The sequence below is a fragment of the Streptomyces spiralis genome (assembly GCF_014654675.1).
Lineage (GTDB): Bacteria > Actinomycetota > Actinomycetes > Streptomycetales > Streptomycetaceae > Streptomyces > Streptomyces spiralis.
In genome coordinates this window covers 1-25,107 of the sequence record NZ_BNBC01000058.1, presented here as the reverse complement: position 1 = coordinate 25,107, position 25,107 = coordinate 1, and the positions used below count along the sequence as shown (strand labels likewise).

Below are 25,107 nucleotides of genomic sequence, written 5' to 3'. Positions count from 1 at the left end.
CGGATCGCCTCAGCAGGCAGGTGCCCACTGGACGGCCACGAGCGCCACGTCGTCGTGCAGGCGCCCGTTCGTGTGGCGGAGCAGGTCGGCGTGGACCTGCTGGAGCAGGGCTTCCGGATCGGCCCCTGCCGTGCGCCAGGGAATGTCGCGTTCGGTGACGGAGTAGAAGGCTCCGGAGGAGTCACGCGCCTCGACGAGGCCGTCGGTGTAGAGCAGGAACGCGTCTCCGGGGGCGTACCGGAACTCCTCCTGCCGGTAGTTCTCGCGGTCGGCACCGGCCAGACCGAGGGGCGGGGCGGGGCTTCGGCTCGTCAGCGCGGTGACGCGGTTGCCGTGCACGCGCAGCGGCAGCGGATGTCCGCAGCTGACGGATCTCATGACGCCTCCGTCGGCGGCGAACTCCAGGAGCAGTGCCGTGATGAAACGCTCCGCCGCGTCCGGGTCGGTCTCCGCCGCCTCCGCCACATGACGGCGGAAGCTCCCTTCGAGGGCTGCCGCCAGCTCCGGCAGGGTGGGGTGCTGGTACGCCGCCTCGCGGAAGGCGCCGAGCACGGCCGCCGTGTCGTCCAGAGCCACGAGGCCCTTGCCCTTGACGTCCCCGATGAGGAACCGGGTACCGTACGGCGTCTTCGCCGCCGCGTACAGGTCGCCTCCGACATCGGCCAGAGTGTCGGCGGCACGGTAGAGGGCGGCGACCTTCAGGTCCGCGATCCGGCGGGGAAGCGGCCGGAGGACCACGCGCTGCGCCGCCCGGGAGATCGCTCGCAGCCGGCTCGTCTCCTTGCGACTGCGCTCCCGGCACCGGCAGAAGGCGACGAGGAGCAGAGAGACCACCAGCAGCGTCGCCGCGTGGACGACGAGGATGGGCGAACCGAGCAGTCCGTCGCGGATGTCGCAGACCATCGCGGCCACGAGGGACAGGCCGGCCACGTTCCCCGTCGGCAGCGCCGTGGAGAAGGCCGCCATCAGGGCCGGCGCGGCGATGAACAGGGTCGCCAGATGGACGTCCGCGGGCACGAGGAGACCGGCCGCCATCACGCCGAGGACGAGGACGACGAGGGCCGCGGGGACGGAGACGGCGGGAGACTGTCCCGGCCGCCGGGAGATGTCCGAGCCGGGGGCGGCGGCCACCTCGGGGCGAACGGCGGCGGGCAGTGCACGTTCTCCCGTGCCTCCGGCCGGGGCGACGACGTCCGCCGCCCGCCGAGTGAACCTGTTCACCATGTCCTGTCCTGTCTCCTCTCCTCGTCGCGCCCGGGACGCCGTCGGTCCCGGCGCGTCGCGTCTACTCCGGCCAGGCGGAGTTCTGGATCACGTCGACGAAGTCGACGCGCCGGAAGCCGGGGACGAAGTGGTCCAGCACGTCCGCGTTCACCGTGCCGAAGGTGGTGTCGGGGCGGTGCGCGAAGCCGTCCGTGAACGCCTCGAGGATCTGCCGCTTGAAATCCGGCCGGGGATGGGCGGCGGTGACCTCGTCGATCTCGGCCCGGCTGATGTTCGCCAGGCGCAGTCCGAGCACGTCGGTCTCGACGCCCGCGGTGGTGGCCGCGATCTCCGGGGCCATCTTGTACGGCACCTCCGGCGTGGTGTGCAGGGCGATGGCCGTCCACACCGTGTCGGCGTCGCCGTCGAGGACGTCATGGCTCAGCAGGAAGGCCCGCGCCTGGTCCGCGCCGTCCATCTCGAACCGCTGGTCGTCGCTGCGGTAGGGCGACACCAGGCCCGTGTCGTGGAAGAGCGCCGCCACGTACAGAAGTTCCGGGTCGGGGTGGACGCCCAGCGCCCGGGCCTGGAGGCTGCCGAAGAGGTAGACCCGCCGGGAGTGGTGGTAGATCAGCGGCGGAGTGGTGTCGCGGATCAGGTCGGTGGCGTCCTGGACGAGTTTGCTGTCGGGGATCTCGACGCCGGCGATCTTCTCTGCCATGGCGGCCTCCTCGGGCGGTGGATGTCGATGTGCTCCCACCTTGCGCCGGGTCCGGCCGCCGCGTCCGCTACCGGATGGCCGACAAGTCCTCGAAAACGGCCACGCGCTCTCACCGGTGCCCGGTGCCTCGGGTGTGTCCGGTGGGTGTCGCCGTGCCGGAACCGGGGCGCGTGGTGGTGAAGCGCTGCTGGTAGCGGGTCGGTGACACGCCCAGGTGGCGGGCGAAGGCGCGCCGAAGGCTCTCGTAGCTGGGGAAGCCGGACAGGGCGGCGGCCTCGGTGGCACTCTGTCCGGCGTCGAGGAGGGCCTTGGCCCGGTCGAAGCGGATCAGTTCCACGTACTTCATCGGCGTGGTGTCCAGTTCGGCGCGGAACATGCGGGTCAGATGGCGGGGGCTGACCCGGACCCGCTCGGCGAGCGAGTCCAGGGTGTGGTCGGCGGCCGGATCGGCCTGCACGATGTCCTGGACCAGCCGCAGCACGGGGGTGCGGGGAGCCGGGCCCTGGAGCGAGGCGGAGAACTGCGACTGCCCGCCGGCCCGCTGCATGTACACCACCAGCGAGCGGGCGACCTTCCGGGTCAGGTCGGGGCCGTGGTCCTCCTCCAGCAGCGCCAGCGCGAGGTCGATGCCGGCGGTGACGCCGGCCGAGGTGTAGGTGGTGCCGTCCTTGACGTAGATGGCGTCGGGCTCCACGTGCAGCGACGGATAGCCGCGGGCCAGCGACGTCGCGTGCTGCCAGTGCGTCGTCGCCCGCCTGCCCTCCAGCAGGCCCGACGCGGCCAGGACGAACGCGCCCGTGCAGATCGACGCGACCCGTCCGGCCTTCTCCGCGAGGCTCTTCGCGACGGCGACGAGTTCCGGGTCGACGGGACGGCCGGGCAGCAGGTCACCGCCCGGGATCAGCAGGGTGTCGAAGGCGGGCGCGGCGTCCGCGTCCATGTCCACCGGCACCTGGATACCGATCGAGGTGCGCACCGGTTTGCCGGTCACCGATACGACGGTCAGCCGGTAGTCGGCTCCGTACCGGTTGGCCTCGCTGAAGACCTCCGCCGGGCCGGAGAGGTCCAGCATCTTCATGTCGTCGAAGACGAGAACGCCCACGCTGTGTGTCTTCGGTGCCACTGGCCTCTCCCCTGTCCCGTCGGCCGGTCCCAAGCGACCGACCCAGGCGACCGCTCCCGAGCGACCGGTCCCGAGCGACCGGTCGCGAACCGGCTCCGCAGACCAGTCTGGGACATGGAACGGGCGAAGACGCTGCTGGACAGCGCCTTCGCCCGCCGCGGCCGTGCCGCCTCGATCCGCCTCCGTCGGGCAGGCCCTACTCGCGGTGCCCCGACGGCTCGGACGCGACCGCGTCCCGGTCCTGGCCAGGGACCGGTCCGGAACCGTGGGATCCGTCGCCCCCGCCGAGCGCCGGTTCGTGCGCCCGGTCACCGTGCCCCGGCCACCACGCCGCATGGCCGATCAGCGCGGTGAGACTCGGGGTGAAGAACATCGCCATCACGAAGGCGGCGACCACGATGCCGAAGGACACCGCGAAGCCCATCTCCGTGAGCAGCGAGTTGCCCGCCAGCATCATCGTGGCGAAGGTGGCCGCCAGGATGAAGCCGGCCGCGGCCACGGTCGGGCCGGCGTGCCGCAGGGCCAGGCCGGCCGCCTCACGCGGCTCGCGGCCCTCGCGGGCCTCCTCGCGGAGCCGGGCGATCATGAGGATGTTGTAGTCGGTGCCGATGGCGACCACGAACAGATACATGATCACCGGGAGCATGAACATCAGGCCCGAGTGTCCCTGTCCGCCCTGGAAGATCCACACGGTGGCGCCGAGCGTGGCGCCGAAGCCCAGACCCACCGAGGCCATGAGATACCAGGGGGCGACCACGCTGCGCAGCAGCAGCCCGAGGATGATCATGATCAGGACGGCGGCGACGGGGAAGACCGTCCGGTAGTCGTGGTTGACCGCGGCGTTGATGTCCTTGTAGATCGAGGACATGCCGCCCACGAGGGCCTCGGTGCCGTCGGGTGCGCCGGAGTGCGCGACGTCGCGCACCTTGCCCACGGCTTCGATCGCCTTGTCCGTGGACGCCTCGTACTTGAGGGTGACGGTGAAGTCCGCGGTGGTGCCGTCCTTGGCGACCTGGGTCATACGGGCGTCCGCGACCCCGTCCACGGCGCCGAGCTTCTTCGCGTACGCGTCGAAGGCGGCCTTGTCCAGCGGCTTGCCGTCGGTGCTGGACAGGTAGACGTCGGTGGGTGCGGCGGCACCCGCCGAGTAGGCCTTCTGCATCTCGTCCTGGACGACCATGGACTCCTTGGTCTTCGGCATCGAGCCGGAGGCCAGGTCGAACGTGGCCTTGTAGCCGAGCATGCCGAGCGACAGCACGACCAGGACGAGGCCGGACGCCACGGCGGTCAGGGCCGGGCGGCGCCGCACACCGCGCCCGAGGGCGGCGAAGCGGGCGTTGTCCGGCTCGCGCTGCCAGGACTTGGAGGGCCAGAAGACCTTCGGTCCAATCAGCGAGACCACGGCCGGGATCAGGGTCAGGCCCGCGATCAGGGTGGCGCCGACCGCGATGGCGAGCGCCGGGCCCATCTGCTTGAGGAAGCCGAGCGTGGACAGCACCAGCGCGAGGAAGGCGATGATGACCGCCCCGGCGGCGGAGGCGATGGCCTCGCCGACCCGGTCGACCGCGTTGATCATGGCTTGCTTCGGCTCGTCGCCGGCGCGCAGCCGTTCGCGGTAGCGGAACATCAGGAAGAGGAAGTAGTCCGTGCCCACGCCGAAGAGCACGACGATCAGGATCGACGAGATCGAACTGTTGGCCTGCAGGTCGAACAGCTTGGTGGCGTAGGAGATCAGGCCGTTGGCGATGGCGGACACCAGGCCGATCAGGATCAGCGGCAGTACGGCCAGGATCGGCGCACGGAAGATGATCAGCAGGGTCACCAGAATGATCGCGAAGGTGCCGATGCCGATCAGCGCCTGGCCGCGTTTGGACGAGTCCTGCTGGTCGAGGGCCTGCGCGGCGGAGCCGCCGAGCTTGACCTCGAGATGGGTGCCCTTGGCCAGTTGCTTGATGTCGTCGCGCAACACCTTGGCCGCATCGGCCTGTTTGGGCTGACCGGCGTTCTTGCTGTCCATCTGCACCAGCGTCAGGCCGTACCTGCCGTCCTTGGACGGCGGGCCGGGGACGACCTTCTGCACCTGGTCGATGTGCTTCTTGCCCAGTTCTGTGGTGATCCGGGCGATGTCCTGCTTGTCCGCGGCGGTCATCTTGGCGCCGTCGGTGCGCTGGTACAGCGCGATCGCGGACGGCGTGAAGGCGCTGGGGAACGCCTTCTGCTGCAGGTCCGCGGCCTTGATGGACTCGTAACTCTTGGGCAGGAAACTGCTCTCGTCGCTGTTCGACGGCAGGCTCGGAGCGGTGGCGACGATCGCCACTGCCGCGATCAGCCATGCCACGATCGTCCAGACTGGATGTCGGACGACAGCGTTCCCAATACTTCGGAACATGCGGAAGGTCCTCCGGGGAAGGAAGATCACCGCAGCCCGGGGAGCGGACCCTGGCATCGGCGACCCCGGCCGGCTCGCACGGGTCGGGCCGGCCGAACGGTTGTCTTGCGGTCCGATCGTAGTGACCCGACGTGAAGATCATTCCACCAGGCTCGCATCGTTCGAGAAACCGGTTTTTCCCGTTCCGGACGGCGATCGCACCACACCGGACGACCCCCTGGGCTCCGAACTCCGACGGCCGCTCCCGCGACCGCATCTCACCAGCCCCCAGGGCCTCTTCACCATCCGTACACACACCACGCGCCCGCTCCGGCGCGGGGCGAGCCGCACCCGTTGACGCCTGCGAAACGGCCCACATAACCTCAGTCAGCACTTCGAACGGAGCTCGATATATCGAACAGCGTCAGAGGGAGTCGGCGTCGCGCGGGGCCCGAACCGGCGCGCAGTGTGCGCCGTCGCGACTGCGCCGACTCCCGTTCCGCACCCGCACCGCACGTACTTGTCGGAACGTCATGCCCTGTCCCTGCCGGGCACCCGCGTGCCGCTCCCCTCTGCCCGCTGTGTGCCTGCCGGACCGCCGTGGCTTCGTTCGAGGCCGCGGTGGCGAACGAGGACACCCTCGACGGGGAGCACGCCAACCAGCCCATCCCGCAGTACCAGGGCTATCTGGAGATCTACGAACAGACCGGGGAGCAGCAGTACTTCACCGCGGCCCGGAACTTCTGGGACATGGTCGTACCGCACCGCACGTACGTCGACGGCGGCATGGCCGGCTCGGGCGAGATCTTCGGCGCGCGGAACGTCATCGCCAGGACCATCCAGAAGAGCAACGCCGAGACCTGCTGCGTCTACAACATGCTCAAGCCGAGCCGGAGCCTGTTCTTCCACACCGCGGACCCGAAGTACATGCAGTACTACGAGCGGGCCCTGTACGGCCAGATCCTCGCCCCGCGACGCAACATGCCCTTCCACATCGACACCACCGACAGCCACCACATGTACTTCAAGCGCGCCGAACCCGAGATCGTGTTCGGGGACACGGCCACCGGCATCGAGAACCGCCCCGGCGCCGATGGTCTGACGTTCCTCGACGAAGTCTGGGACCAGGGCCCGTTCCAGGACCGGGGCGGCCTGGTGCGGGCGGTCACCCGGGTCGCCGACCCGAGAACCGCGGCGGGAGAGCTGACGGAACGTCAGCGTGCACAGCTGATCGAGGCGGCGGCCCGAGCGCATCTCCCCGCCTGATCCGGCCTGACCGGCGAGACACCCCCTGGCTATCGGAGGGCGGCGTCCGGCGGGCGCTCCCGCAGGGCGCCGTACCCGACGAAGTAGGCGGGGAGGCGGCGTACCAGCGGAGACCCGGCGAGCAGGCCCGCGACGCGCCGGGCCCGGTCCGCGCTGCCGAGGGGCTGCCGCCCTTGCAGGACGGGGGCGATGAATCCGGCGTGGGCGATCCGCTGGAGCGCCTGCGTCGCGACCGTGGTGGGCCGGCGCCGGCGCTGGACACCGCGCACGTCGCTCAGGCCCACGGCCCCGTCACGCAACGGCTGGATCAGGTGCCGGGCGGCGGCGACGGCGTCCTCCACGGCCAGGTTGATGCCGATGCCGAAGACCGGGGACATCGCGTGCGCGGCGTCGCCGATGCAGAGCAGGCCGGGGCGGTGCCAGCGGCGCAGACGGTCCAGCCGCACGTCGAGGAGCTTGACCTCGTCCCAGGAGCGCAGCACATGGGTACGGTCCGCGATCCAGGGGACGGCGGCGGCGTAGCCGGCCCGGAAGCTCTCCAGGCCGGCGGCGCGGCGTTCGGCGTCGCTGCCCTTGGGGATGAGCGCGGCGCACTGCCAGTAGTCGCCGCGGTCGATCATCGCGGTCAGGAAGCGGTCGCCCGTGGCGCCGACGAGTCCGCTCGGGTCGTGCTCGTGCCGCGGAAGGCGGAACCACCAGGCGTCCATCGGGCAGTCGAAGCGGCGCAGTCCCAGTTCCGGGCGGGAGCGGGCCAGTGATCCACGGCCGTCGCAGGCGACCGTGAGGTGGGCGCGCAGCTCGCCCGTGCCACCGTCGGCGGTGCGGTAGCGCACCCCGGTGACCCGCCCGTGCTCGACCAGGAAGGAGGTCGCCTCGGTGCTCATCCGCAGGTGGAAGTCGGGCTCGCGGCCGGCCTCCTCGGCGAGCAGGTCCAGCAGGTCCCACTGGGGCACCATCGCCACGTAGTCGTAGCGCCCGCGCAGTACGGAGAGGTCCGCGACCGTCACCATCGACCGGTCCGCCCCGACGGGCAGCTGGACCGTGCGCACCCGCCGCTGGGGCAGCTCGGCGAAGCGCCGCGCCAGACCGAGGTCGTCCAGCAGGGCCAGCGTCGACGGGTGCACGGTGTCGCCGCGGAAGTCACGCAGGAAGTCGCCGTGCTTCTCCAGCACCGTCACGGCGATGCCGGCCCGGGCCAGCAGCAGCGCGAGCACCATGCCCGCGGGGCCGCCGCCGACCACACAGCACGTGGTCCGCTCCATCACAGCCCTGCCTCTCAGGAGAGCAGCACTTCATCGCACATAATTCATCGAACAGTGAAAATTGTACTCCCCCGCCGTCGAGAAGGCGTTCAAGCTCACCGGTCCGTGGCTGTCCGGGTCTCACGGACCGGTGAGCAGTCCGGGGGCGCGTCAGGCATGAGCGCGCAGGGATGCGGCCGTCCGCGCGGCGACGCCGTCCGCCGAGGGCCGGCGGCGTGCGTCCGGCGGCGCCACGAGGCGTGAGATCGCCTCCGCCCCTCCGCCGGTCTCAGGCCGCCTCCCCCAGCAGCCCGCACAACTCGACGTCAAGATCGAGCAACTCCGCCTCCCGGCCCGCCGGTACCACCTGGTAGGTCCGCTTCAGCCACCGCTCCACCACGGCGGTGGGCACCTCGAGCACGGCGCTCCCGTCGGGTGCGGACAGGACCAGACAGAGCGCCTCGCGCCGAGCGTCACCCAGGACGGGCCAGATCCGTACGTCACCCTGCCCGCAGGGCCCGTCCAGGCCCTCTGCCAGCAGTTCACGGGAGAAGACCCAGGTGACCGGGCAGGATTGACCGAATCGGAAGGTGACCTCCACGGCGTAGGGGTCGTACGGGCTGTAGGACAGACGGGTCGGTACCGCGACGCTGCCGCCCGGTGCGGCCACCAGGCGCATCTCGCATTCCTGCTCGACGAAGCTCTCCATGGGTGTGGTTCTCTCTGTGCGTAGTTCCCCGCGCGGACGGTGCCGGGGCCCAGGGCCGCTCTCTGCGAGGCGCCGTCTCGAACAGGCCCGCGACCACGCGCAAGAGCACGTATGCGGGCCCCCGCCCGTGGGAGGCGTCCGCCGCCGGCACCGCCTCAGGCGCCTGGCGGAGGAAAACCGCCGCTCCGACGGCGGACCGGACCAGGGGCCGGCCGGGGTGAAGCAGCGCCGAAGCTACTCCGATTTCATACAAGATTAAACTTCTTCTCTGGTGAGGTATTTCACCCGGCGCCCATCAGGCCCTCGAAGCGGCCTGACAGGGCGCACTTCCACCGCATCGCCGCACCCGGCTGTGCCTCACGCCACTGCCCATACGGGGCCAATCGTGCAACCATCGCATTCGTGCAAGATTCAACCAAATGCCTGAAGCGACGGCCTACGGCGACCACGGTCCTGCGGCCGCTGCACGCGGCCCGGTCACCGCACCACCGCACGCGAGCGGTCTCCGCGCTCACCCGCGGCGCCAAAGGCCTGGTCGCGGCACTGCTGTCGTGGGAGGTGGCGTCCTGGTGGCTGCCCGGTCAGCAGTACCTCGCCGTCGCCACGGCCCTGCTCATGGTCAACGCCCCCACCATCCACCGCTCACTCACCCAGGCCGCGCGCAGCGTGGCCACCCGGGCGGCGGGACTGTCGCTGGCAACGGCTGTGGTGTGGATGCTGGGCTCGACGGCCGGAAGCGTCGCGGCGATCCTGGCCGTCGCGCTGGTCGCGGGCGGCCGCGGCTCCGACAACCGGCTGCAGGTCGTCTCCACCGCCGTGCTCACCCTGACCGTGGCCGCGGCGGCCCCCCTCGGCCATGTCATCGCCCCCGTCCTGGCCACCCTGGCCGGAGCGGCGGCGGGCACCGCGGTCAACGCCCTCATCCTGCCGCCGCTGCACCTGGACGCCTCCGACGCCTCGGTGCGGGACCTCGCCGCGGCCATGGGCTCCCTCCTGCACGACATGGCCCGCGGCCTGCGCGAACGCCGCCACGGCGACCACGCCCACACCTGGCTGGAAGCGGGCAGACACCTGGAAGAACTCGTCACACAGGCCCACGAGGACGTCGGACGGGCCCAGGAAAGCCTGCGCTGGAACACCCGCTGCGCCGTCCACGGCGCCCTGCACGGCCCGCACCAGCCCCCCGCCCACGCCGAGGCACTGCGCGCCCTGCACCACGTCTCCTTCCAGGTCCGCGGCATCGCCCGGACCCTGGCGGACAACGTCGACGACCGCCACACCGACCACCACCTGGGCCGCCTCTTCCTCGACCGCTACGCCACCACCCTGGAGGCAGCCGGAGAAGCGGTCACCTCCTTCGGTGCCCACGGCCCCGGCGCCGACCCCCACAGCACGTCCGCCCGCGACCGGCTGCGACAGGGCATCGACGAGGCCACCGCCTGGCACACCACCATGACCGACCTCATCACCCACGGCACCCTCCCCGAGCCCGGCGCCTGGCACGTCTACGGATCACTCATGACCGACATCGAACGCCTCCTGACCGACCTCGACCGCGCCGACCAGTTCACCACCGCCGCGACCACACCCCGGCGTACCGACGCACCGACGTACGCGAGCACAGCCCCTTGACATCCTCACCCACCTAAAGGAGGGCGATTCCCGTCTGTCGCGCCGTTGTCGGGCGTGGCTCCGGGTGGGTTCCCGCTTCATCGCGCTGTGCCGGAACGAGTCCCGGTCTTACCTGCGTCCACGGGCTGACACGGCCAGTCCGGCCGCCTTGGCGACGTTGACCGCCGCGTTGATGTCCCGGTCCAGGACGGTCCCGCACTCCTGGCACGTCCATTCCCGGATGTGTAGGGGCTTGGGGCCGTCCTTGATGCCGCAGGCCGAGCAGACCTGAGAGGTCGGCTCGAACCGGCCGACGCGCACGAAGGTGCGCCCGTACCGGCTGGCCTTGTACTCCAGCATGGCCGTGAACTGCGACCATCCGGCGTCGTGCACGGGCTTGGCCAGGCGTGTGCGAGCGAGTCCCTTGACCGCCAGGTCTTCCACCGCGATGGCTTGGTTTTCGCGGATCAGCTTGGTGGAGAGCTGGTGGTGGAACTCCCGCCGTGCGTCCGCGACGCGGCCGTGTGCCCGTGCGACGCGAACCCTGGCCTTGTTCCGGTTGGCGCTGCCCTTCTCCTTGCGGGACAAGGCGCGCTGAGCCTTCTTGAGCTGCTTCTCAGCACGGCACAGGAAGCGCGGGCTGTCGATCTTCCGGCCGTCGGAGAGGACTGCGAAGTGTCCCAAGCCCAGGTCTATGCCGACCTCGGGCGTGGTGGGCGTCAAGACTTCTTCCGGTCCGGTCTCGACCACGAACGAGGCGAAGTACCTGCCCGCACTGTCCTTGATGACAGTCACGGTGGTGGGCGTGGACGGCAGGGTGCGCGACCACTTCACGGTCACGTCGCCGACCTTGGGCAGGCGGAGCTTTCCGCCGGGGGGAATCTTCCATCCGGCGTTCGCGGTGAAGCGGATCGCCTGCCGGGTGTCCCGCTTCGACTTGAACCGGGGCGGCCCCATCTTGCGGCGCTTGCCCTTGAGGGAGTCGAAGAAGTTCCGGTAGGCGGTGTCCAGATCCCGAAGGGACTGCTGGAGGATCACCGAGGACACCTCGCCGAGCCACGCCCGTTCCGGCGTCTTCTTCGATGCCGTAAGCCGCTTGGACAACTCGGCGGACGTGACGAACGGCAGCCCGGCGGCGCGGGCGTCCTCACGGACGCGAAGCGCATCGTTGAAGACCACCCGGGCGCACCCGAACGCCCTGGCCAGCGCCGAGCGCTGCGGGCCGTTCGGGTACAAGCGGAACCCGTTTCATGCGGGAGGTGTGCACGGACTTCGAGGCCGAGCTGAAGCAGTTCAACGGCGAGGACGATCACGTCCATCTGCTCGTGCACTACCCGCCGAAGGTCCAGCTCTCCAAGCTGGTCAACTCCCTCAAGGGCGTCTCCGCCCGCCTGTTGCGCAAGGAGTACGACGCGCACGTCCGCCGGTACCTGTGGGGCGGACACTTCTGGTCCGGCTCGTACTTCGCCGGAAGCTGCGGCGGGGCACCCCTGACCGTCGTACGCCAGTACATCGAGAACCAGAAGCGCCCCGTGGGATGAGCTTGATACTGCGGACCCGTGCTCACGTGCGGGTCAGAGCAGTTCTGACATGGCCTTCACCACCGCCCTGAAGGGCGGCGCACTGGCCAAGATCAAAGGTAGACACCGGTTCCCCACCGAACCGATCGTCCGCCCATGCGTGCCCGACCGGCCGCCGGTTCCCGCCCGGGAACCGGCGGCGTCCCGCGTCCGGATGCCCCACCCGGACGCGGGAGTCGGTGATGAGGGCCTGTCAGTCGAGAACGCGGACGTCGAAGTGGCCGCCGACGTTCCAGATCACCCACGCGTCGTCGTTCCACCGGTAGAGGCGGTGACCGTCGTAGCGGTAGCGGTGGTCGTGGTCGTAGCTGTACCAGTCGTGTCCGCTGCGCTCCCACCAGCGGTACCCGTCCCAGCGACTGTCGTGCTCGCGGTGACCGCTCCAACGGTGGTCGTGCTCGCGGTACTGGCCCCACCAACGGCCGTCCTCCTGACGGCCGTTGCCATGACGACGGTCGTCTCCGTCGTGACGGTCGGCGCGCTCGCCGTGGCTGCCGCCTTCATGGGTGACGACGGTTGCGGGGTGGCTCGTCGGCTCGGTCGCGGCCGAGGCGGAACCGCCGGCCACGAGAAGCGAGACTGCCGCGATGCCGAGCGATGCGACCGCTGTGGCGGCCCTGCGCACGAAGGTGCGACTCATGATCTTCCTCCTTGCTCGGCCCCGCTCCGCGCACGGTTCAGCCGGAGCGGGGACTGTGCCCTTCGAGTTGGGCACTGACGAACCTACGCCCGGCTTAGTTGAACGATTAACCAAATCCGCGGTGAGGTATGTCATGAGCCCGCTGCCCCCACACTCGGGAATAGATCGCGGCTGTGAACGACGGCACTCCGCGAGGCCCGGGCCGCTCACTCCCGAACGTCAGTCGGCGCTCCTCGGGGCGGCGGCCAGCGTCCGCAGCGCGCGGAGCAACTGGTCGGCACCCGAGGGAGAGAGCGGGGCGAGGAACCGGCGCTCCGCCTCCTCGCGGGCGCGTTCGGCCTCGCGCAGGCGGTCCCGGCCCGCCGGAGTCAGCTCCACGATGTTCTTCCGCCGGTCCCGGGAGCTGCGGCGGCGCTCGACGAACCCCTTCTCCTCCAGGGTGTCGACGAGCCCCACCATCGTCGTGCGGTCGACGGCCAGCCTGGCCGCCGCCTCCATCTGGGACAGCGACCGGTCCGCGGCGAGCACGGCCAGGACCGCCAACTCGCGGCCGTCGACACCGAACGGCGTCAACGCGCGCGCGGACGCCTCGACCCACCGCAGGTGCACGTGCTTGAGCAGATAGCCGAGGCGGGAGGCGAGGGCCTCGGGAGTTGCGTCGGTCGCGTCGTCCGTCATGCCACCACCATATCCGCGACTGATAATCAGTGTTGCTGATTGTCAACACCCCTGACAGCATTGCCGTCATCAGCGGTGGCATGTCCAAACGAGGGGACTCCGGGGCATCATGACGAGGCATCAGCAGAGCCGAGTGACGTTCGGCATCAAGACCACGCCGATGCGCGTGGCGTACGAGGACATCCTCCGGGTGTGGCGGGAGGCCGACGAGCTGCCGGAGTTCGCGGACGCATGGCTGTGGGACCACCTGATGCCGATCGCGGGCCCCAAGGACGGGCAGATCCTCGAAGGGTGGACGCTCCTGAGCGCCCTGGCCGCGCAGACCCGACGGCTCCGGCTGGGACTGCTGGTGACCAGCAATCGGATCCGTCCGCCCGCCGTTCTGGGCAAGATCGCCACGACCGTGGACGTGATCTCCCGGGGCCGTCTCATCATGGGCCTCGGCGTGGGCGGCACGCACCAGCCGGCCGGGGCCGGAGGCATCGACGGCGAGAACCCGGCCATCGCGGAGTACGACGGCTACGGCCTGACACTCGTCCCGCCGGCCGAGGGCATAGCCCGCCTCGCCGAGACCATCACCATCCTCAGGCGCATGTGGACCGAGGACGTCTTCGACTTCGACGGGCGCTACTACACCCTCAAGGGCAACCGCAACGAGCCCAAGCCCGTCCAGCGACCGGGCCCGCCCCTGCTGGTGGGCGGCTGGGGCGACAGGACCCTGCGCCTGGTCGCCGAGCACGCGGACATCTGGAACATCCCCGGGCCGCCGCACAACACACTCGACCGCGTCATCGAGCGCGGCCGTGTCCTGGACGCGCACTGCGCGGCCATCGGCCGGGACCCCGGGACGATCGTCCGCTCGGTGCAGTACATCGTCTCCTACGACGACCCCGCCGGGGACCGCAAGGCGATCCTGGACCTCATCGCCGCCGGCCTGACGCACATCGTGCTGAGTCTGCGCAGCCCCTACCCCTCGCAGGTCGCGCACCGGCTGGTCGACGAGATCATCACGCCCGTGCGTGCGGAGGCCGGCCGGGCCTGAGGTGCACCCGGGACCACGCCGGGGACGACGAGTGTCAGGTCGTCGCCGCGCGTCCCGCCGTGCTCTCCCTGACCACCAGGCGGTACGGCGCCTTCGACTCCGCGGGCGGGGGCGCCGTACCCTCGATGACGGCGATCAGCGTGCTGACGGCGGTGTGCGCGATCCGCGCCTTGTCGGGGGCGATCGTGGTGAGCGCCGGTGAGCTGTAGCGGCCCTCCTGGATGCCGTCCACGCCGATGACGGCGATGTCGTCGGGGATGCGCACCCCCGCCCGGGTCAGCGCGTGCATCGCGCCGATGGCGAGCAGGTCGTTGTAGCAGAAGACGGCGTCCGGCGGGTGGGGCAGGGCGAGCAGCCGCTCCACGGCCTCGGCACCGAAGCGGCGGTGGAAGCGGGGGGTGGGGACGACGAGGTCCTCGTCGACGGCGACACCGGCCCGCTCCAGCGCCTGGCCGTAGCCGATGGTGCGCAGTTGAGCGGTCTCGCCGGTGCTGTAGGGCTGGTCGCCGACGGCGGCGATACGGCGCCGGCCCTGGCCGAGCAGGTGCTCGGTGGCCTCGCGCGCCGCCGCGATGTTGTCGATCGCGACATGGTGGAAGTCGCCGTTGAAGATGTGCTCGCCCAGGAGGACGACGGGGACCTTGTTGGTGCGGCTGCGCAGTTCCTCCGCGGAGATGGTCAGCGGGCTCAGCAGCAGACCGTCGAACATGGTGGCCCGTGACTCGCGGCCCAGCAGCTCACGTTCGCGTTCGCCGTCGCCGTCGGTCTGGTCGAGCATGACGACGTAACCGTGGGCGCGGGCCGCGGTGATGACCTCGCGGGCCAGTTCGGCGAAGTAGGGGACGTCGAGCTCGGGTACGACGAGGGCGATCATCCCGGTGCGGCCGCGGCGCAGGTTGCGGGCGACCAGATTGGGCCGGTAGTCGAGCTCCTCCAGCGCGGCCTCGACCCGGGTGCGCAGTTCGTCGGAGACGGGCACGGAGCCGTTGACCACGTTGGACACGGTGCGGATCGAGACTCCGGCGCGCTTGGCGACGTCGCGCAGCGTCGTACCGGCCATTGCATTCCCCCTCGGGGTGTCGCCGTCTTGGGAGTCCGGCCGAACGCCCCGGTCGGGCGCCCTCGGCACAACTCGATGTTACCCGGGTATTGCATCGTTGCAAAAGGCGCCGCATCATCTCTGCATCGTTGCAAACCGGCGCGGGACCGCTGTTCCGCGGCGCGGTGACGCACGCCCGCGTCCAGGTGCGCGTGCGCTCTCCACCGTTCCGTGCGGTCCACACCGGCGCCCGCCTCCATCCAGAGGAGCCGTACTCATGCCCCAACCGACCGTCCCACGCCGCCGAGTCCTGCGCGGTGCCCTCGGCGCGGGAGCCCTCGCCCTCGCGGGCCCTCTGGCGGCCTGCGCTCCGGGATCCTCCTCCTCCGAGCCGCGCAAGCTGACCGGCACGCCCGGTGCCTCGGCCAAGGGCGAGATCACCATCTGGAACCGCTCGGGCGACCTGTTCAAGGTGTTCGACAAGGCCATCGACGCCTTCCGCAAGGCGTATCCGAACGTGAAGGTGAACCACCAGGCCGTCGACATCGACGCCAAGCTCGCCAACACCCTGATCACCGGCACCGATCTGCCGGACGGCAGCTTCTGGGACGACGCCAAGATCGGCAGTCAGGCGGAGCACCTGTACGACCTGACGGACCTGATCGCGCCGTACCGCGAGCAGACGTCCGCGTACAAGCTGTCGGTGAACACCGTCGACGGCCGCATCTACGGCGTTCCCTGGGACCTCGACCCGGGTCTGCTGTGGTACCGCGAGGACCTGCTGGAGGACGCCGGCGTCGACCCCGCGGGGCTGAAGACGTACGACGACCTGCTGGCGGCGGCCCGGGCGCTGAAGGAGAAGAACTCCTCGGCGCGGCCCATCCACATGGAGAAGGATCCCTTCCTCGGCCAGCTGTGGCTGGAGATGCTCGCCAATCAGCAGGGCACGTCGCTCGCGGACGCGGACGGAAAGGTGCGGCTGGACTCCAAGGAGTACCGCACCATCCTCACCTGGATCCGGGACGCCGTCGACGACGGCCTGGTCACGCACGGCGAGTACCTCAAGCAGGCCGACCTCGCCGCCCTGGAGAACGGGCAGCAGGCGCTGGTGCCGTGGGCGGTGTGGTGGTCGTTCGCCCCGCAGCAGCTGCTGAAGAAGACGAAGGGCAAGTGGCGGGCCGCACCGTTGCCGGCCTGGACCCCGGGCGGCGCCCGCAGCGGCGCGATGGGCGGCAGCAGCTTCATCATCCCGGCGAAGGCGAAGAACCCCGAACTGGCCTGGCTGCTGTACGAGTTCCTGTGCTTCAAGCAGCCCGGCTACACGGCCGTGTACGGACCGAGCAGCGTCTACCCCGGCGGCCTGACCACCTCCGTGCCCAGCTACACGCCCGCGCGCCGCGCCGACAAGCCGCTGTTCCAGCCGGTGGCCGCGCTCGGCGGGCAGGACCTGTGGAAGGTCGCCGTGGACGCCGCCGCCACCATCCCGGCCGCCGCGCCGATCCCGGCCTGGTGGACGAAGTCGGTCGACTACCTGGGCAACAACCTCCAGCGGCTGATGGAGGGCGGCATGCGGCCCGACGACGTCATCGACGACTCCACCCGTAAGATCCAGCGCAACCTGGTGGACCGCGCGTGACACCGGCGACCCTCACCCCCGTGCACTCGGAGCGGACGGTCCCGGCGCCGCCCCGCTCCCGCTTCCGCCGCCGCGGGCCGTTCCTCACGCCGTACGTGTTCGTCGCGCCGTTCTACGTCGTCTTCGCCACGTTCGGCCTGTACCCGCTCGTCTACGCGCTCCAGCTGAGCTTCACCAACTGGAAGGGCGCCGGTGAGGCGCGCTTCATCGGGCTGGACAACTACACCTACCTGCTGACCAGCGAGGAGTTCTGGTCCTCGCTCGGCAACAGCGCGGTGATGTGGCTGCTGATCGTGCCCGTGCAGATCGTCGGCGGCCTGGCGGCAGCGGTGCTGCTGGCCAACGCCCGGCTGCGGCTGCGGGGCATGTTCCGGGTCGCGTTCATCGCGCCGTTCGTCACCCCGCTGGTGGCGATGGCCCAGGTGTGGATCGTGGCCTTCGACAAGGACTACGGCCTGGTGAACCATCTGCTGGGCCTGGTGGGCCTGCCCCACGTCGACTGGCTGGCGTCGACCGCGTGGGCCAAGCCGACGCTGGCGCTGCTGTTCCTGTGGAAGACCACCGGATTCGCGATCATCATCCTGCTCGCGGGACTGCAGGCCGTACCGGCCGACGTGTACGAGGCCGCCGCGCTGGACGGAGCGTCCCGGCAACGCCAGTTCTGGTCGCTGACGCTTCCGCTGGTACGGCGCAGCATCGCCTTCCTGGTCGTGGTGCAGACACTCGCGGTGTTCCAGATGTTCGCCGAGCCCTTCGTGGTCACCAAGGGCGGCCCGTACGGCTCGACCACCACCGGCGGCCTCTACCTCTACAACCACATCACGGCGTCCGACCTCGGGACCGGCGCCGCGAACTCCTTCCTGCTGGTGCTGCTGGTGTTCGCGCTGTCCCTGCTGTCCGTGCGCCTGCTGCGCTCCCGGGACGAGTGACCGCCATGAGCAATCGAGTGACCGCCGTGGGCAAACCCGTGACCGCCAGGAAAGGACGAGTGCCCCGCATGGGCAAGAGCAGCAGGAGCCTCGCCGGCCCCCGACCCGGCCCGTTGCAGTACCTCCTGCTCATCGGCCTGGCCGTGCTGTTCGTCTACCCGATCTGGTGGGCGATCAGCAGCTCGCTGAAGCCGCCGGCGGAGATCATCCGCGACCCGCTGTCCTTCTCGCCGGGCTCGGCGACCCTGGGCAACTACCGGGCCATGTTCCACGACGTGCCGATCGGCACCGGGTTCCTCAACACGGTGCTGGTGGTGGCCGTCAAGGGCGCGATGACGATGTTCTTCTGCCCGCTGGCCGGCTACGCCTTCGCCAAGTACCGCTTCCCGGGCCGGAACCTGCTCTTCGGCGTGCTGATGCTCACGCTGATGCTGCCGACCCTGGTGCTGATCATCCCGCTGCTGCTGGAGATGAGCGAGCTGGGCTGGGTGAACACCTACCAGGCGCTGATCCTGCCCGGCAGCATCGACGCCTTCAGCATCTTCTGGATGCGGCAGACCATCGCGGCGGTCCCCGACGAACTGCTCGACGCCGGGCGCGTGGACGGGGCGAGCGAGTTCGGGATCTTCGCCCGGATCGTCCTGCCGGTCATCCGTCCGGGGCTCGCCGCACTGGGCGTGCTCACCGCCATGAACGTCTACAACGACTTCGTCTGGCCCGTCGTCGCCGTCAACGACGAGAAGCACCAGACCCTTCAGGTCGTCCTGTCCACCCTCGCGCAGAACGTAACCGGCAACCGCATCGGCGCCGACTTCGCGAGTGTCTGGGGTGAACTGCTGGCCGCCGGAAGCATCGCGATGCTGCCCGTGCTGGTGCTGTTCGTCCTGCTGCAACGCCACTTCATCAACGGGATCCTCGCGGGCAGCGTCAAGGGCTGACGTCCCGTCACCTGCCCCAAGCCCGCCCAGAGATCGACGATCGGAGCACCCCACCCATGCCCCGCCCCGCCTACCCCCGCCCGCACTTCGACCGCTCGCACGCCTGGCTCAGCCTCGACGGCGCCTGGGACTTCCGCGCCGACCCCGACCAGGAGCACACCGACGACACCGCCGACGGCTACGACCGGCGGATCACGGTGCCCTTCGCCTGGGAGACGCCCGCCTCCGGCATCGCCGCGCACTGGCTCCAGACCGCCTGGTACCGCCGTACGTTCGCCGTGCCCGCCGACTGGACCGGCCGGCGGGTCGTCCTGCACTTCGGTGCCGTCCACCACGAGGCCACCGTGTGGGTCAACGGCACCGAGGTCGCCCACCACGAGGGCGGCTACACCCCGTTCTCGGCCGATGTGACCGACGCGCTCGGCGACGGCGAGCAGCTGCTCGTCGTACGCGTCCACGCCCCCGCGGACAAGCTCGACATCGCGCACGGCAAGCAGCGCAGCATGCCCCGCGACGACTACGACGGCGTCTGCTTCACCCCGTCCTCCGGGATATGGCAGAGCGTCTGGCTGGAGCACCGCCCCGCCACCCATCTCTCCGCGCTGCGGCTGCGCCCGACCGACGACCTGACCGGCATCGCGGTCGAGGCGTCGGTGCACGGCCCCCACACGGACGGCGCGGTGCTGCGGCTGCGGGTGCGCGGCGAGGCCACCGCCGTCACGACGGACGTGGACCCCGAGGGGCGCGTCCGCACCGAACTGCTGCTGCCCGCGCCCCGGTTGTGGTCGCCGCAGGACCCGCACCTGTACCACGTCGAGGCCGAACTGACATCCGCCGACGGCACGGACCACGTGACCGGCTACACCGGGCTGCGCTCCATCGTCGTGGACGGCGAGACGCTGCTCCTCAACGGAGAGCGGCTGTTCGTGCGCGGCGTGCTGGACCAGGGCTACTGGCCCGAGACCGGCATCACCCCGCCCGACGACGCCGCTCTGCGCCGCGACCTGGAGCTCGCCGCGGCCGCCGGCTACAACCTCGTACGCAAGCACCTGAAGCTGGAGGATCCGCGCTTCGTCCACCACGCCGACACGCTCGGCATGCTGCTGTGGGCCGAACCCGCCTCGCCCGGCCGCTTCTCCCCCGCCTCGACCGCCGCCTTCGCCGAGCAGATCGAGCCGATGGTGGAACGCGACGGCAACTCCCCCGCCATCGTCATCTGGGGCCTGTACAACGAGGAGTGGGGCCTGGACTGGGACATCCCCGGCGACCCGGCCAAGCAGCGCGCCACCGCCGACGCCTACGACCGGCTCAAGTCCCTCGACCCCACCAGGCCGGTCGTCGACAACTCCGGCTGGACGCACGTCAAGACGGATCTGCTGGACTGGCACTACTACGACGAGAGCGCCGCCTCCTGGGCCCGCACGATCGCCGACCTGCTCTCCGGCGAGCGGGACGACTTCCCCGTGAAGCTCGGCCCGGACTACGTCGTGCACAAGAAGCTCGCCGTGCCCGGGCAGCCGCTGCGCGGCCTGCCGAACCTCAACAGCGAGTACGGCGGCGGCTTCACCGGTCTGGAACGCGCCTGGCATCTGCGCTGGCAGACCCAGGAACTGCGCCGCCACGACCGGCTCGCCGGATACGTCTACACCGAGCTGTACGACATCGAGCACGAGAGCGCCGGGCTGCTGGACTTCCACCGCGGTGCCAAGGACCTCGCCGGCGTCGACCCGGCACACGTCAACGCGCCCACCACGCTCGTCCTGGACGTCACGCCGGTCGCACCGGGCCGGGACCTCCTCACCGCCACCCGGGAGTTCACGGTCGACGTCCGCGTGTCCCACCACGGAAGTGAGCCGGTCACGGGTCTGCTGCACAGCGCGTGGACACCGGTGTACGGACCGGCGCCCGACGGCCCGGGCGACGCCGTGGCCGGATGCCGGGCGGAGGCCAAGCCGTACGTCCTGGGCTCCCCGGTCGCCGTCTCCGCCGCCCTGCCCGAGGGCTGGACCAGCGGACGACTGCATCTGGCGCTGGTGGCCGACGGTGCCGTCGTCGCCCGCACCGCACTCGACGTGGACACCCGGACCGCACCGCACATCGGCGACGACCCGCCGGCCCGTGCGGCCGAGTGACGCGATACCCGTACCGGTTCCCTCCCGCACCACCGACACCTGAAGGAGTCCTCACGTGCGCACGCACTCACCAGGGCGCGGGTCCCCCGCCCTGCTCGGCGTCCTCGCACTCGTCGCGGCCCTGCTGTCCCTGTGGGCCCCGCCCGCCTCGGCCGCGCCCGACGGGAAGGTGCTGGCCTCGCCCGACCTGTCGGCGTACCCGCAGGGCGACGACAGCTACCCGCGAGCCGTACGCCTCGACCACGACGGCTCGTCGGGCCGGACGATGCTGGCCACGTTCGCCAGGCGCAACCAGGGCGGCCCCAGCTCGCTGCCGGTCTACCGCAGCACCGACGGCGGACAGACCTGGAGCACCTCACCCGTCTCCACGATCGCCTCGCACACCGCCGGCTGGGACCTCGAGGCACCGGTGCTCTACGAGGTGCCCCGCACCGCGAACGGTCTGAACGCCGGCGACCTGCTGGCCGCCGGCACCGCCTGGCGGGTCGGCGACTACACCACGCAGAAGGTCGAGGTCTTCAAGAGCACCGATCACGGCCTGAGCTGGCAGTACCTGTCCAACTGCACCCAGACCAGCGGCCTGCCCGACACCATTGGGCACGGCATGTGGGAGCCGTGGTTCCTGCTCGCCCCGAACAACACCCTGGCCTGCTTCATCTCCGACGAGCGGCCCGCGAACAGCCCGACCAACAACCAGGTCATCGGCCACTACACCTCCACCGACGGCGGCCGCACCTGGAGTTCGGCCCTGACCCAGGACGTCGCGTTCCCGTCCGACGACCTGGCCCGCCCGGGCATGTCGATCGTCGTGCCGCTGCCCGACGGGCGGTTCATGATGGCGTACGAGATGTGCCGCGACGCCACGGACCCCGACCACGCCTGCGAGGTGTACACCAAGACCAGCCCCGACGGCCTGAACTGGGCACCCGCCGACAACCGGGGCACGCTGGTGCAGACGAGCGACGGGCGGCAGCTGCTGCACACCCCGTACCTCGCCTGGGTCCCGGGCGGCGGGTCCGACGGCACGCTGCTGCTGTCCGGGCAGCGCGTCGTCACCGGGCCCACCGGCGACAAGTCGGTGATGACGGAGTCCGGCACGGTCGTGTTCTCCAACACCCGTCTCGGCGCGGGCGAGTGGACCGAGATCGAGGCCCCGGTCCGTACCTCCCCGACCGGCGGCTACAACTCCGGCGAACCGTCCTGCCCCGGCTACAGCTCACCGATCGTGCCGCGGGCCGACGGCACCTCCTTCCTCTACCTGAGCGCCACCTGGCTCGGCACCGGCAACCAGTGCCAGGTCCGCTTCGGCACCGGCGCGCTGGGCGGACCCGTCGGGCAGGTCACCACGCCGTGGGTGGCGGGCAAGTGCCTGGACGTGGACACCAACATCAGCGGCAACGGCAAGGCCGCCCAGCTGTGGGACTGCAACACCGCCACAGGCCAGCGCTGGTCGGTCGCGCCGGACGGCACGCTGCGCGCGTTCGGCCGGTGCCTGGACATCGACGGCAACGGCACGGCGAACTTCACCAAGGTGCAGTTGTGGGACTGCAACGGCGCCGGCGGCCAGCAGTGGCGCCACCAGGCCGACGGTTCGCTGCTGAACCCGCAGTCCGGCCGCTGCCTGGACATCCCCTCCGGTGCCACGGCCAACGGCACCCACCTGCAGATCTACGACTGCAACGGCCTGGGCACACAGAAGTGGAACCTGCCGGCCTGAACGTCCTTCGGCACCACCTGCCGGTACGTGGCGGCGCCCAGTGCCCGCCCGGTGGGTGGTGCCGCCGCGTGTCCGCGCGCGGCCGAGCGAGCGGAAGGGCCGTCCGGGGGATCCCGGGCCGTGTCGGACTGCCGCCGCGGGACCGATTGGCCATGCTGGGCCGGTACGCGCACCCTTCCCGGAGACAAGGAGGGCACGGCATGCCGACGGACCCGGTCGGACGATTCCTGGCGGCCCTGGACCCGGACCACCGGGAGGCCATCGGCGCCAAGCCGCGCGAGGAGCAGGAACGGCTCGCGGCGGCCTGGGAACGGGAACTGGAGACGGACACCGAACTCGACACCCTCGACGAGCTGTCGCCACCGGCGGCGGAAGCCGAGGCGGCCCGCCGCGTCCTCGACGAGGGAACCGGCTGACGGGCACACGCGCCGGAGAACCAACGCACTGACGAACCCCCTCGCCCGCCGGGCTATCCTGACGGCCGTACTCGACACGGGGTGCCCCCATGCGGGGGCTGAGATCACACCCGTCGAACCTGAACCAGTTAGGACTGGCGGAGGGATGTCACATGTCATTGCCGTATGCCCACGGTGAGTCGGCCGTCACCGGCACAGAGCGCGTGTTCGACGGGCGGATGCCCTCGGCCCCGGGGGATCTCCGGGTGGAGGCGCGCGGCATCGCCCCGGTGCCCGAGACCGCGCGCTACGGCGGCCCCGGGCGGCTGTTCACCGTCTGGTTCGCGCCCAACCTGACCATGACCGGCGTGTTCACCGGCACGGTCGGCATCGCGCTCGGGCTGGACTTCGCCACCGCGCTCGCCGCCGTCGTGCTGGGCACACTGCTCGGTGCGATACCGACCGCCTACCTCGGCACATGGGGAAGCCAGACCGGTGCGGGACAGATGCCGCTGGCCCGGCTGGCCTTCGGCCGGGGCGTCACGTTGCCGGGGGCCTTGCAGTGGCTGTCGTCCATCGCCTGGGACGCCCTGATCGGCCTGTTCGGCGGGGATGCGCTGGCGCAGTTGTGCGGCTGGCCGTTCTGGGCGGGTGTCCTGGTGATGATGGCGGCCCAGGGCGCGCTGGGCGTGCTCGGTTACGAGGCGATCCACCGCCTCCAGACGGTGATGACCTTCGCGCTCGCCGCGGCCTTCGCGGTGATGGCGGTGAAGCTGCCCGGCGGCAGCCATGCCGTGACGTCCGCGACCGTCCACGGCGCCGACCGGGCCGGTGCGTTCGTCCTGACCTGCACCATCGCGCTGAGTCTGGCGCTGTCCTGGGCCCCGTACGCCAGTGATTTCAGCCGTTACCTGCCGCGTACCGCGTCCCGCCCGCGGATGTTCTGGTACACCCTGCTCGGTGTCAGCGTGTCCTTCGTGGCCGTGCAGGCGCTCGGCCTGTGGGGAGCGGCCGAGTTCACCGACCAGACCGCTCGAGGCGTCGACACGCTGCTCGGCGGGGGCGCGCTCGGCGCCTTCGGACTGCTCGCGGTCGCGCTGGCGGCCCTGTGCAGCAACGCCATGAACGACTACAGCGGGTCGCTGGCACTGCAGACCATGGGAGTGCGCCTGCCCCGGCCGGTGGCCGCCGCCCTCGCCGCGGTGCTCGGTTTCCCGCTCGTGCTCTGGATGCATGCGGCCGACACCACCGCCCGCTTCCAGAACGTGCTCCTGTTCGTCGGGTACTGGATTCCCGCCTTCGTGGCGATCGTGGTCGTCGACTGGGTCGTCCGTGCCCGGGCCCGCGGCGGGAAGCCGGTGGACCTGGCGGCGGAGACGGCGGGCCCGCAGCCGTGGTGGCCGGCCCTGGCCGCCTTCGTGGTCGCCTTCGCCGTGGCGGTGCCGTTCATGAGCACCGGCCTGTACGTGGGCCCGGTCGCCCGGGCCCTGCACGGCGCCGACCTCGCCTATCCGGTGGCGTTCGCGGCGGCTCTGCTCGTCTACGCGCCGCTGCGTATCCGGCGCCGCTCCTGATCGTGCCGGGGTCGGGGCAGGGGCCGGGTCCTCAGGCTTCTTCCTCCGTCGGACCGCCTTCCTCTTCCATCGGGCCGGGATGTGCCGCGGGCCCGTCCGCCTCCGCGGGCCCGTCCGCCTCCGCGGGCCCGTCCGCCTCCACGGGCCCGTCCGCCTCCGCGGGCGGTTCCTGGGGCCGTCGGGCCACTGCGGTGCCTGACTCGGCGGCGTCGGACGCGCGGCACTCCGGGTTCCGGCACGGCCCCGGCACCCAGACCGGCACCCACGCGCCCAGGGTCTTGTGCCGTCGGACCACAGCCTCCACGGGCTGCCCGCAGACGGAACAGACGTGTTCTTCACCGTCCATGTCCTCAGGTTAGGTCCGGGACGGGTCCGGCGGGATCACCGCGCCGCCGCGACCGCTTCCCGGACCCCTTCCCGGACCCCCTGACAGCAGGCTCCGAAGGGGCTCCAAAAGCCCTCCAGAGGGCCGCTGGGTGTGATGCCACCCATAGGAGCCAGATCACGTCCGAAGGAGCGTCGTAGGAACAGAACGCATTTGACCAGTACAGAGAGCCTCATAGCA

At 70.8% G+C, this 25,107-nt stretch carries 19 protein-coding genes, 2 pseudogenes and 1 riboswitch; of the genes and pseudogenes, 11 read left to right on the top strand and 10 right to left on the bottom strand.

Annotated features, from left to right (window positions below; translation table 11 throughout):
• Positions 1 to 9: 9 nt before the first annotated feature.
• From IE318_RS38160 to IE318_RS38145, 4 genes are all read right to left on the bottom strand, one after another.
• Positions 10 to 1,224 carry a PP2C family protein-serine/threonine phosphatase gene (locus tag IE318_RS38160; RefSeq protein ID WP_229904025.1) on the bottom strand — a complete coding sequence of 405 codons (1,215 nt, stop codon included), beginning with the start codon at positions 1,222 to 1,224 and terminating at the stop codon, positions 10 to 12.
• A 61-nt stretch (positions 1,225 to 1,285) separates the two neighbouring features.
• Positions 1,286 to 1,924 carry an HD domain-containing protein gene (locus IE318_RS38155; RefSeq protein WP_189907500.1) on the bottom strand — a complete coding sequence of 213 codons (639 nt, stop codon included), beginning with the start codon at positions 1,922 to 1,924 and terminating at the stop codon, positions 1,286 to 1,288.
• 109 nt (positions 1,925 to 2,033) lie between these two features.
• Positions 2,034 to 3,047 carry a GlxA family transcriptional regulator gene (locus tag IE318_RS38150; RefSeq protein ID WP_268256776.1) on the bottom strand — a complete coding sequence of 338 codons (1,014 nt, stop codon included), beginning with the start codon at positions 3,045 to 3,047 and terminating at the stop codon, positions 2,034 to 2,036.
• A 196-nt stretch (positions 3,048 to 3,243) separates the two neighbouring features.
• Entirely contained in the window at positions 3,244 to 5,436 is a 2,193-nt protein-coding gene (locus tag IE318_RS38145; protein ID WP_189907499.1) for an MMPL family transporter, read from the bottom strand.
• 579 nt (positions 5,437 to 6,015) lie between these two features.
• On the opposite strand from IE318_RS38145, the gene IE318_RS38140 reads away from it, so the two are divergent.
• The gene (locus IE318_RS38140) at positions 6,016 to 6,681 is read left to right on the top strand and encodes a beta-L-arabinofuranosidase domain-containing protein (protein ID WP_229904024.1); all 666 of its coding nucleotides are present in this window, start codon (positions 6,016 to 6,018) and stop codon (positions 6,679 to 6,681) included.
• 29 nt (positions 6,682 to 6,710) lie between these two features.
• Here IE318_RS38140 and IE318_RS38135 read toward each other — a convergent pair whose 3' ends face one another.
• Together IE318_RS38135 and IE318_RS38130 are read right to left on the bottom strand one after the other, a co-directional pair.
• Positions 6,711 to 7,943 (bottom strand): FAD-dependent oxidoreductase, encoded by a 1,233-nt coding sequence (locus IE318_RS38135; protein ID WP_030178125.1) that lies wholly within the window; start codon positions 7,941 to 7,943, stop codon positions 6,711 to 6,713.
• A 268-nt stretch (positions 7,944 to 8,211) separates the two neighbouring features.
• A complete protein-coding gene (locus tag IE318_RS38130; protein WP_189907498.1) occupies positions 8,212 to 8,631 on the bottom strand; it encodes an SsgA family sporulation/cell division regulator in 420 nt (139 codons plus the stop codon).
• 402 nt (positions 8,632 to 9,033) lie between these two features.
• Between IE318_RS38130 and IE318_RS38125 the strand changes: the two genes are divergently transcribed.
• Complete coding sequence (locus tag IE318_RS38125) at positions 9,034 to 10,263, top strand: aromatic acid exporter family protein (RefSeq protein WP_189907497.1); 1,230 nt, start codon at positions 9,034 to 9,036, stop codon at positions 10,261 to 10,263.
• A gap of 13 nt (positions 10,264 to 10,276) precedes the next feature.
• Here IE318_RS38125 and IE318_RS38120 read toward each other — a convergent pair.
• A pseudogene (locus tag IE318_RS38120) lies at positions 10,277 to 11,478 on the bottom strand (RNA-guided endonuclease InsQ/TnpB family protein).
• Between the two features lie 20 nt (positions 11,479 to 11,498).
• On the opposite strand from IE318_RS38120, the pseudogene tnpA reads away from it, so the two are divergent.
• Positions 11,499 to 11,783: pseudogene (gene tnpA / locus IE318_RS38115) on the top strand (IS200/IS605 family transposase); the annotation flags it as partial.
• A 232-nt stretch (positions 11,784 to 12,015) separates the two neighbouring features.
• Here the strand turns inward: tnpA and IE318_RS38110 are convergent.
• Together IE318_RS38110 and IE318_RS38105 are read right to left on the bottom strand one after the other, a co-directional pair.
• Positions 12,016 to 12,462, bottom strand: coding sequence for a hypothetical protein (locus tag IE318_RS38110; protein WP_189907494.1), 447 nt, complete (start codon positions 12,460 to 12,462; stop codon positions 12,016 to 12,018).
• A 219-nt stretch (positions 12,463 to 12,681) separates the two neighbouring features.
• Complete coding sequence (locus IE318_RS38105) at positions 12,682 to 13,140, bottom strand: MarR family winged helix-turn-helix transcriptional regulator (protein ID WP_189907493.1); 459 nt, start codon at positions 13,138 to 13,140, stop codon at positions 12,682 to 12,684.
• A 109-nt stretch (positions 13,141 to 13,249) separates the two neighbouring features.
• Between IE318_RS38105 and IE318_RS38100 the strand changes: the two genes are divergently transcribed.
• Positions 13,250 to 14,182 (top strand): LLM class flavin-dependent oxidoreductase, encoded by a 933-nt coding sequence (locus tag IE318_RS38100; protein ID WP_229904023.1) that lies wholly within the window; start codon positions 13,250 to 13,252, stop codon positions 14,180 to 14,182.
• Positions 14,183 to 14,216: 34 nt separating this feature from the next.
• On the opposite strand, the gene IE318_RS38095 is transcribed toward IE318_RS38100, so the two are convergent.
• Positions 14,217 to 15,242, bottom strand: a complete 1,026-nt coding sequence (locus IE318_RS38095; protein WP_189907492.1) for a LacI family DNA-binding transcriptional regulator — start codon at positions 15,240 to 15,242, stop codon at positions 14,217 to 14,219.
• 256 nt (positions 15,243 to 15,498) lie between these two features.
• Here IE318_RS38095 and IE318_RS38090 point away from each other — a divergent pair, with 256 nt between their 5' ends.
• From IE318_RS38090 to IE318_RS38060, 7 genes are all read left to right on the top strand, one after another.
• Positions 15,499 to 16,857: an ABC transporter substrate-binding protein gene (locus tag IE318_RS38090; RefSeq protein WP_189907491.1), complete on the top strand. Its 1,359-nt coding sequence runs from the start codon at positions 15,499 to 15,501 to the stop codon at positions 16,855 to 16,857.
• Complete coding sequence (locus tag IE318_RS38085) at positions 16,854 to 17,786, top strand: carbohydrate ABC transporter permease (protein ID WP_189907490.1); 933 nt, start codon at positions 16,854 to 16,856, stop codon at positions 17,784 to 17,786. The genes IE318_RS38090 and IE318_RS38085 overlap by 4 nt, the downstream gene beginning before the upstream one ends.
• Positions 17,787 to 17,854: 68 nt before the next feature.
• Positions 17,855 to 18,724 (top strand): carbohydrate ABC transporter permease, encoded by an 870-nt coding sequence (locus IE318_RS38080; protein ID WP_189907489.1) that lies wholly within the window; start codon positions 17,855 to 17,857, stop codon positions 18,722 to 18,724.
• Positions 18,725 to 18,780: 56 nt separating this feature from the next.
• Complete coding sequence (locus IE318_RS38075; RefSeq protein WP_189907488.1) at positions 18,781 to 20,856, top strand: glycoside hydrolase family 2 protein; 2,076 nt, start codon at positions 18,781 to 18,783, stop codon at positions 20,854 to 20,856.
• A gap of 55 nt (positions 20,857 to 20,911) precedes the next feature.
• A complete protein-coding gene (locus IE318_RS38070) occupies positions 20,912 to 22,573 on the top strand; it encodes a sialidase family protein (RefSeq protein WP_189907487.1) in 1,662 nt (553 codons plus the stop codon).
• A gap of 200 nt (positions 22,574 to 22,773) precedes the next feature.
• Positions 22,774 to 22,989, top strand: a complete 216-nt coding sequence (locus IE318_RS38065; RefSeq protein ID WP_189907486.1) for a hypothetical protein — start codon at positions 22,774 to 22,776, stop codon at positions 22,987 to 22,989.
• A 67-nt stretch (positions 22,990 to 23,056) separates the two neighbouring features.
• A riboswitch (TPP riboswitch) is annotated at positions 23,057 to 23,152 on the top strand.
• On the top strand, positions 23,142 to 24,542 hold the full coding sequence (locus tag IE318_RS38060; protein ID WP_030178102.1) for a purine-cytosine permease family protein: 1,401 nt from the start codon (positions 23,142 to 23,144) through the stop codon (positions 24,540 to 24,542). It overlaps the preceding riboswitch by 11 nt.
• Positions 24,543 to 25,107: the final 565 nt, after the last annotated feature.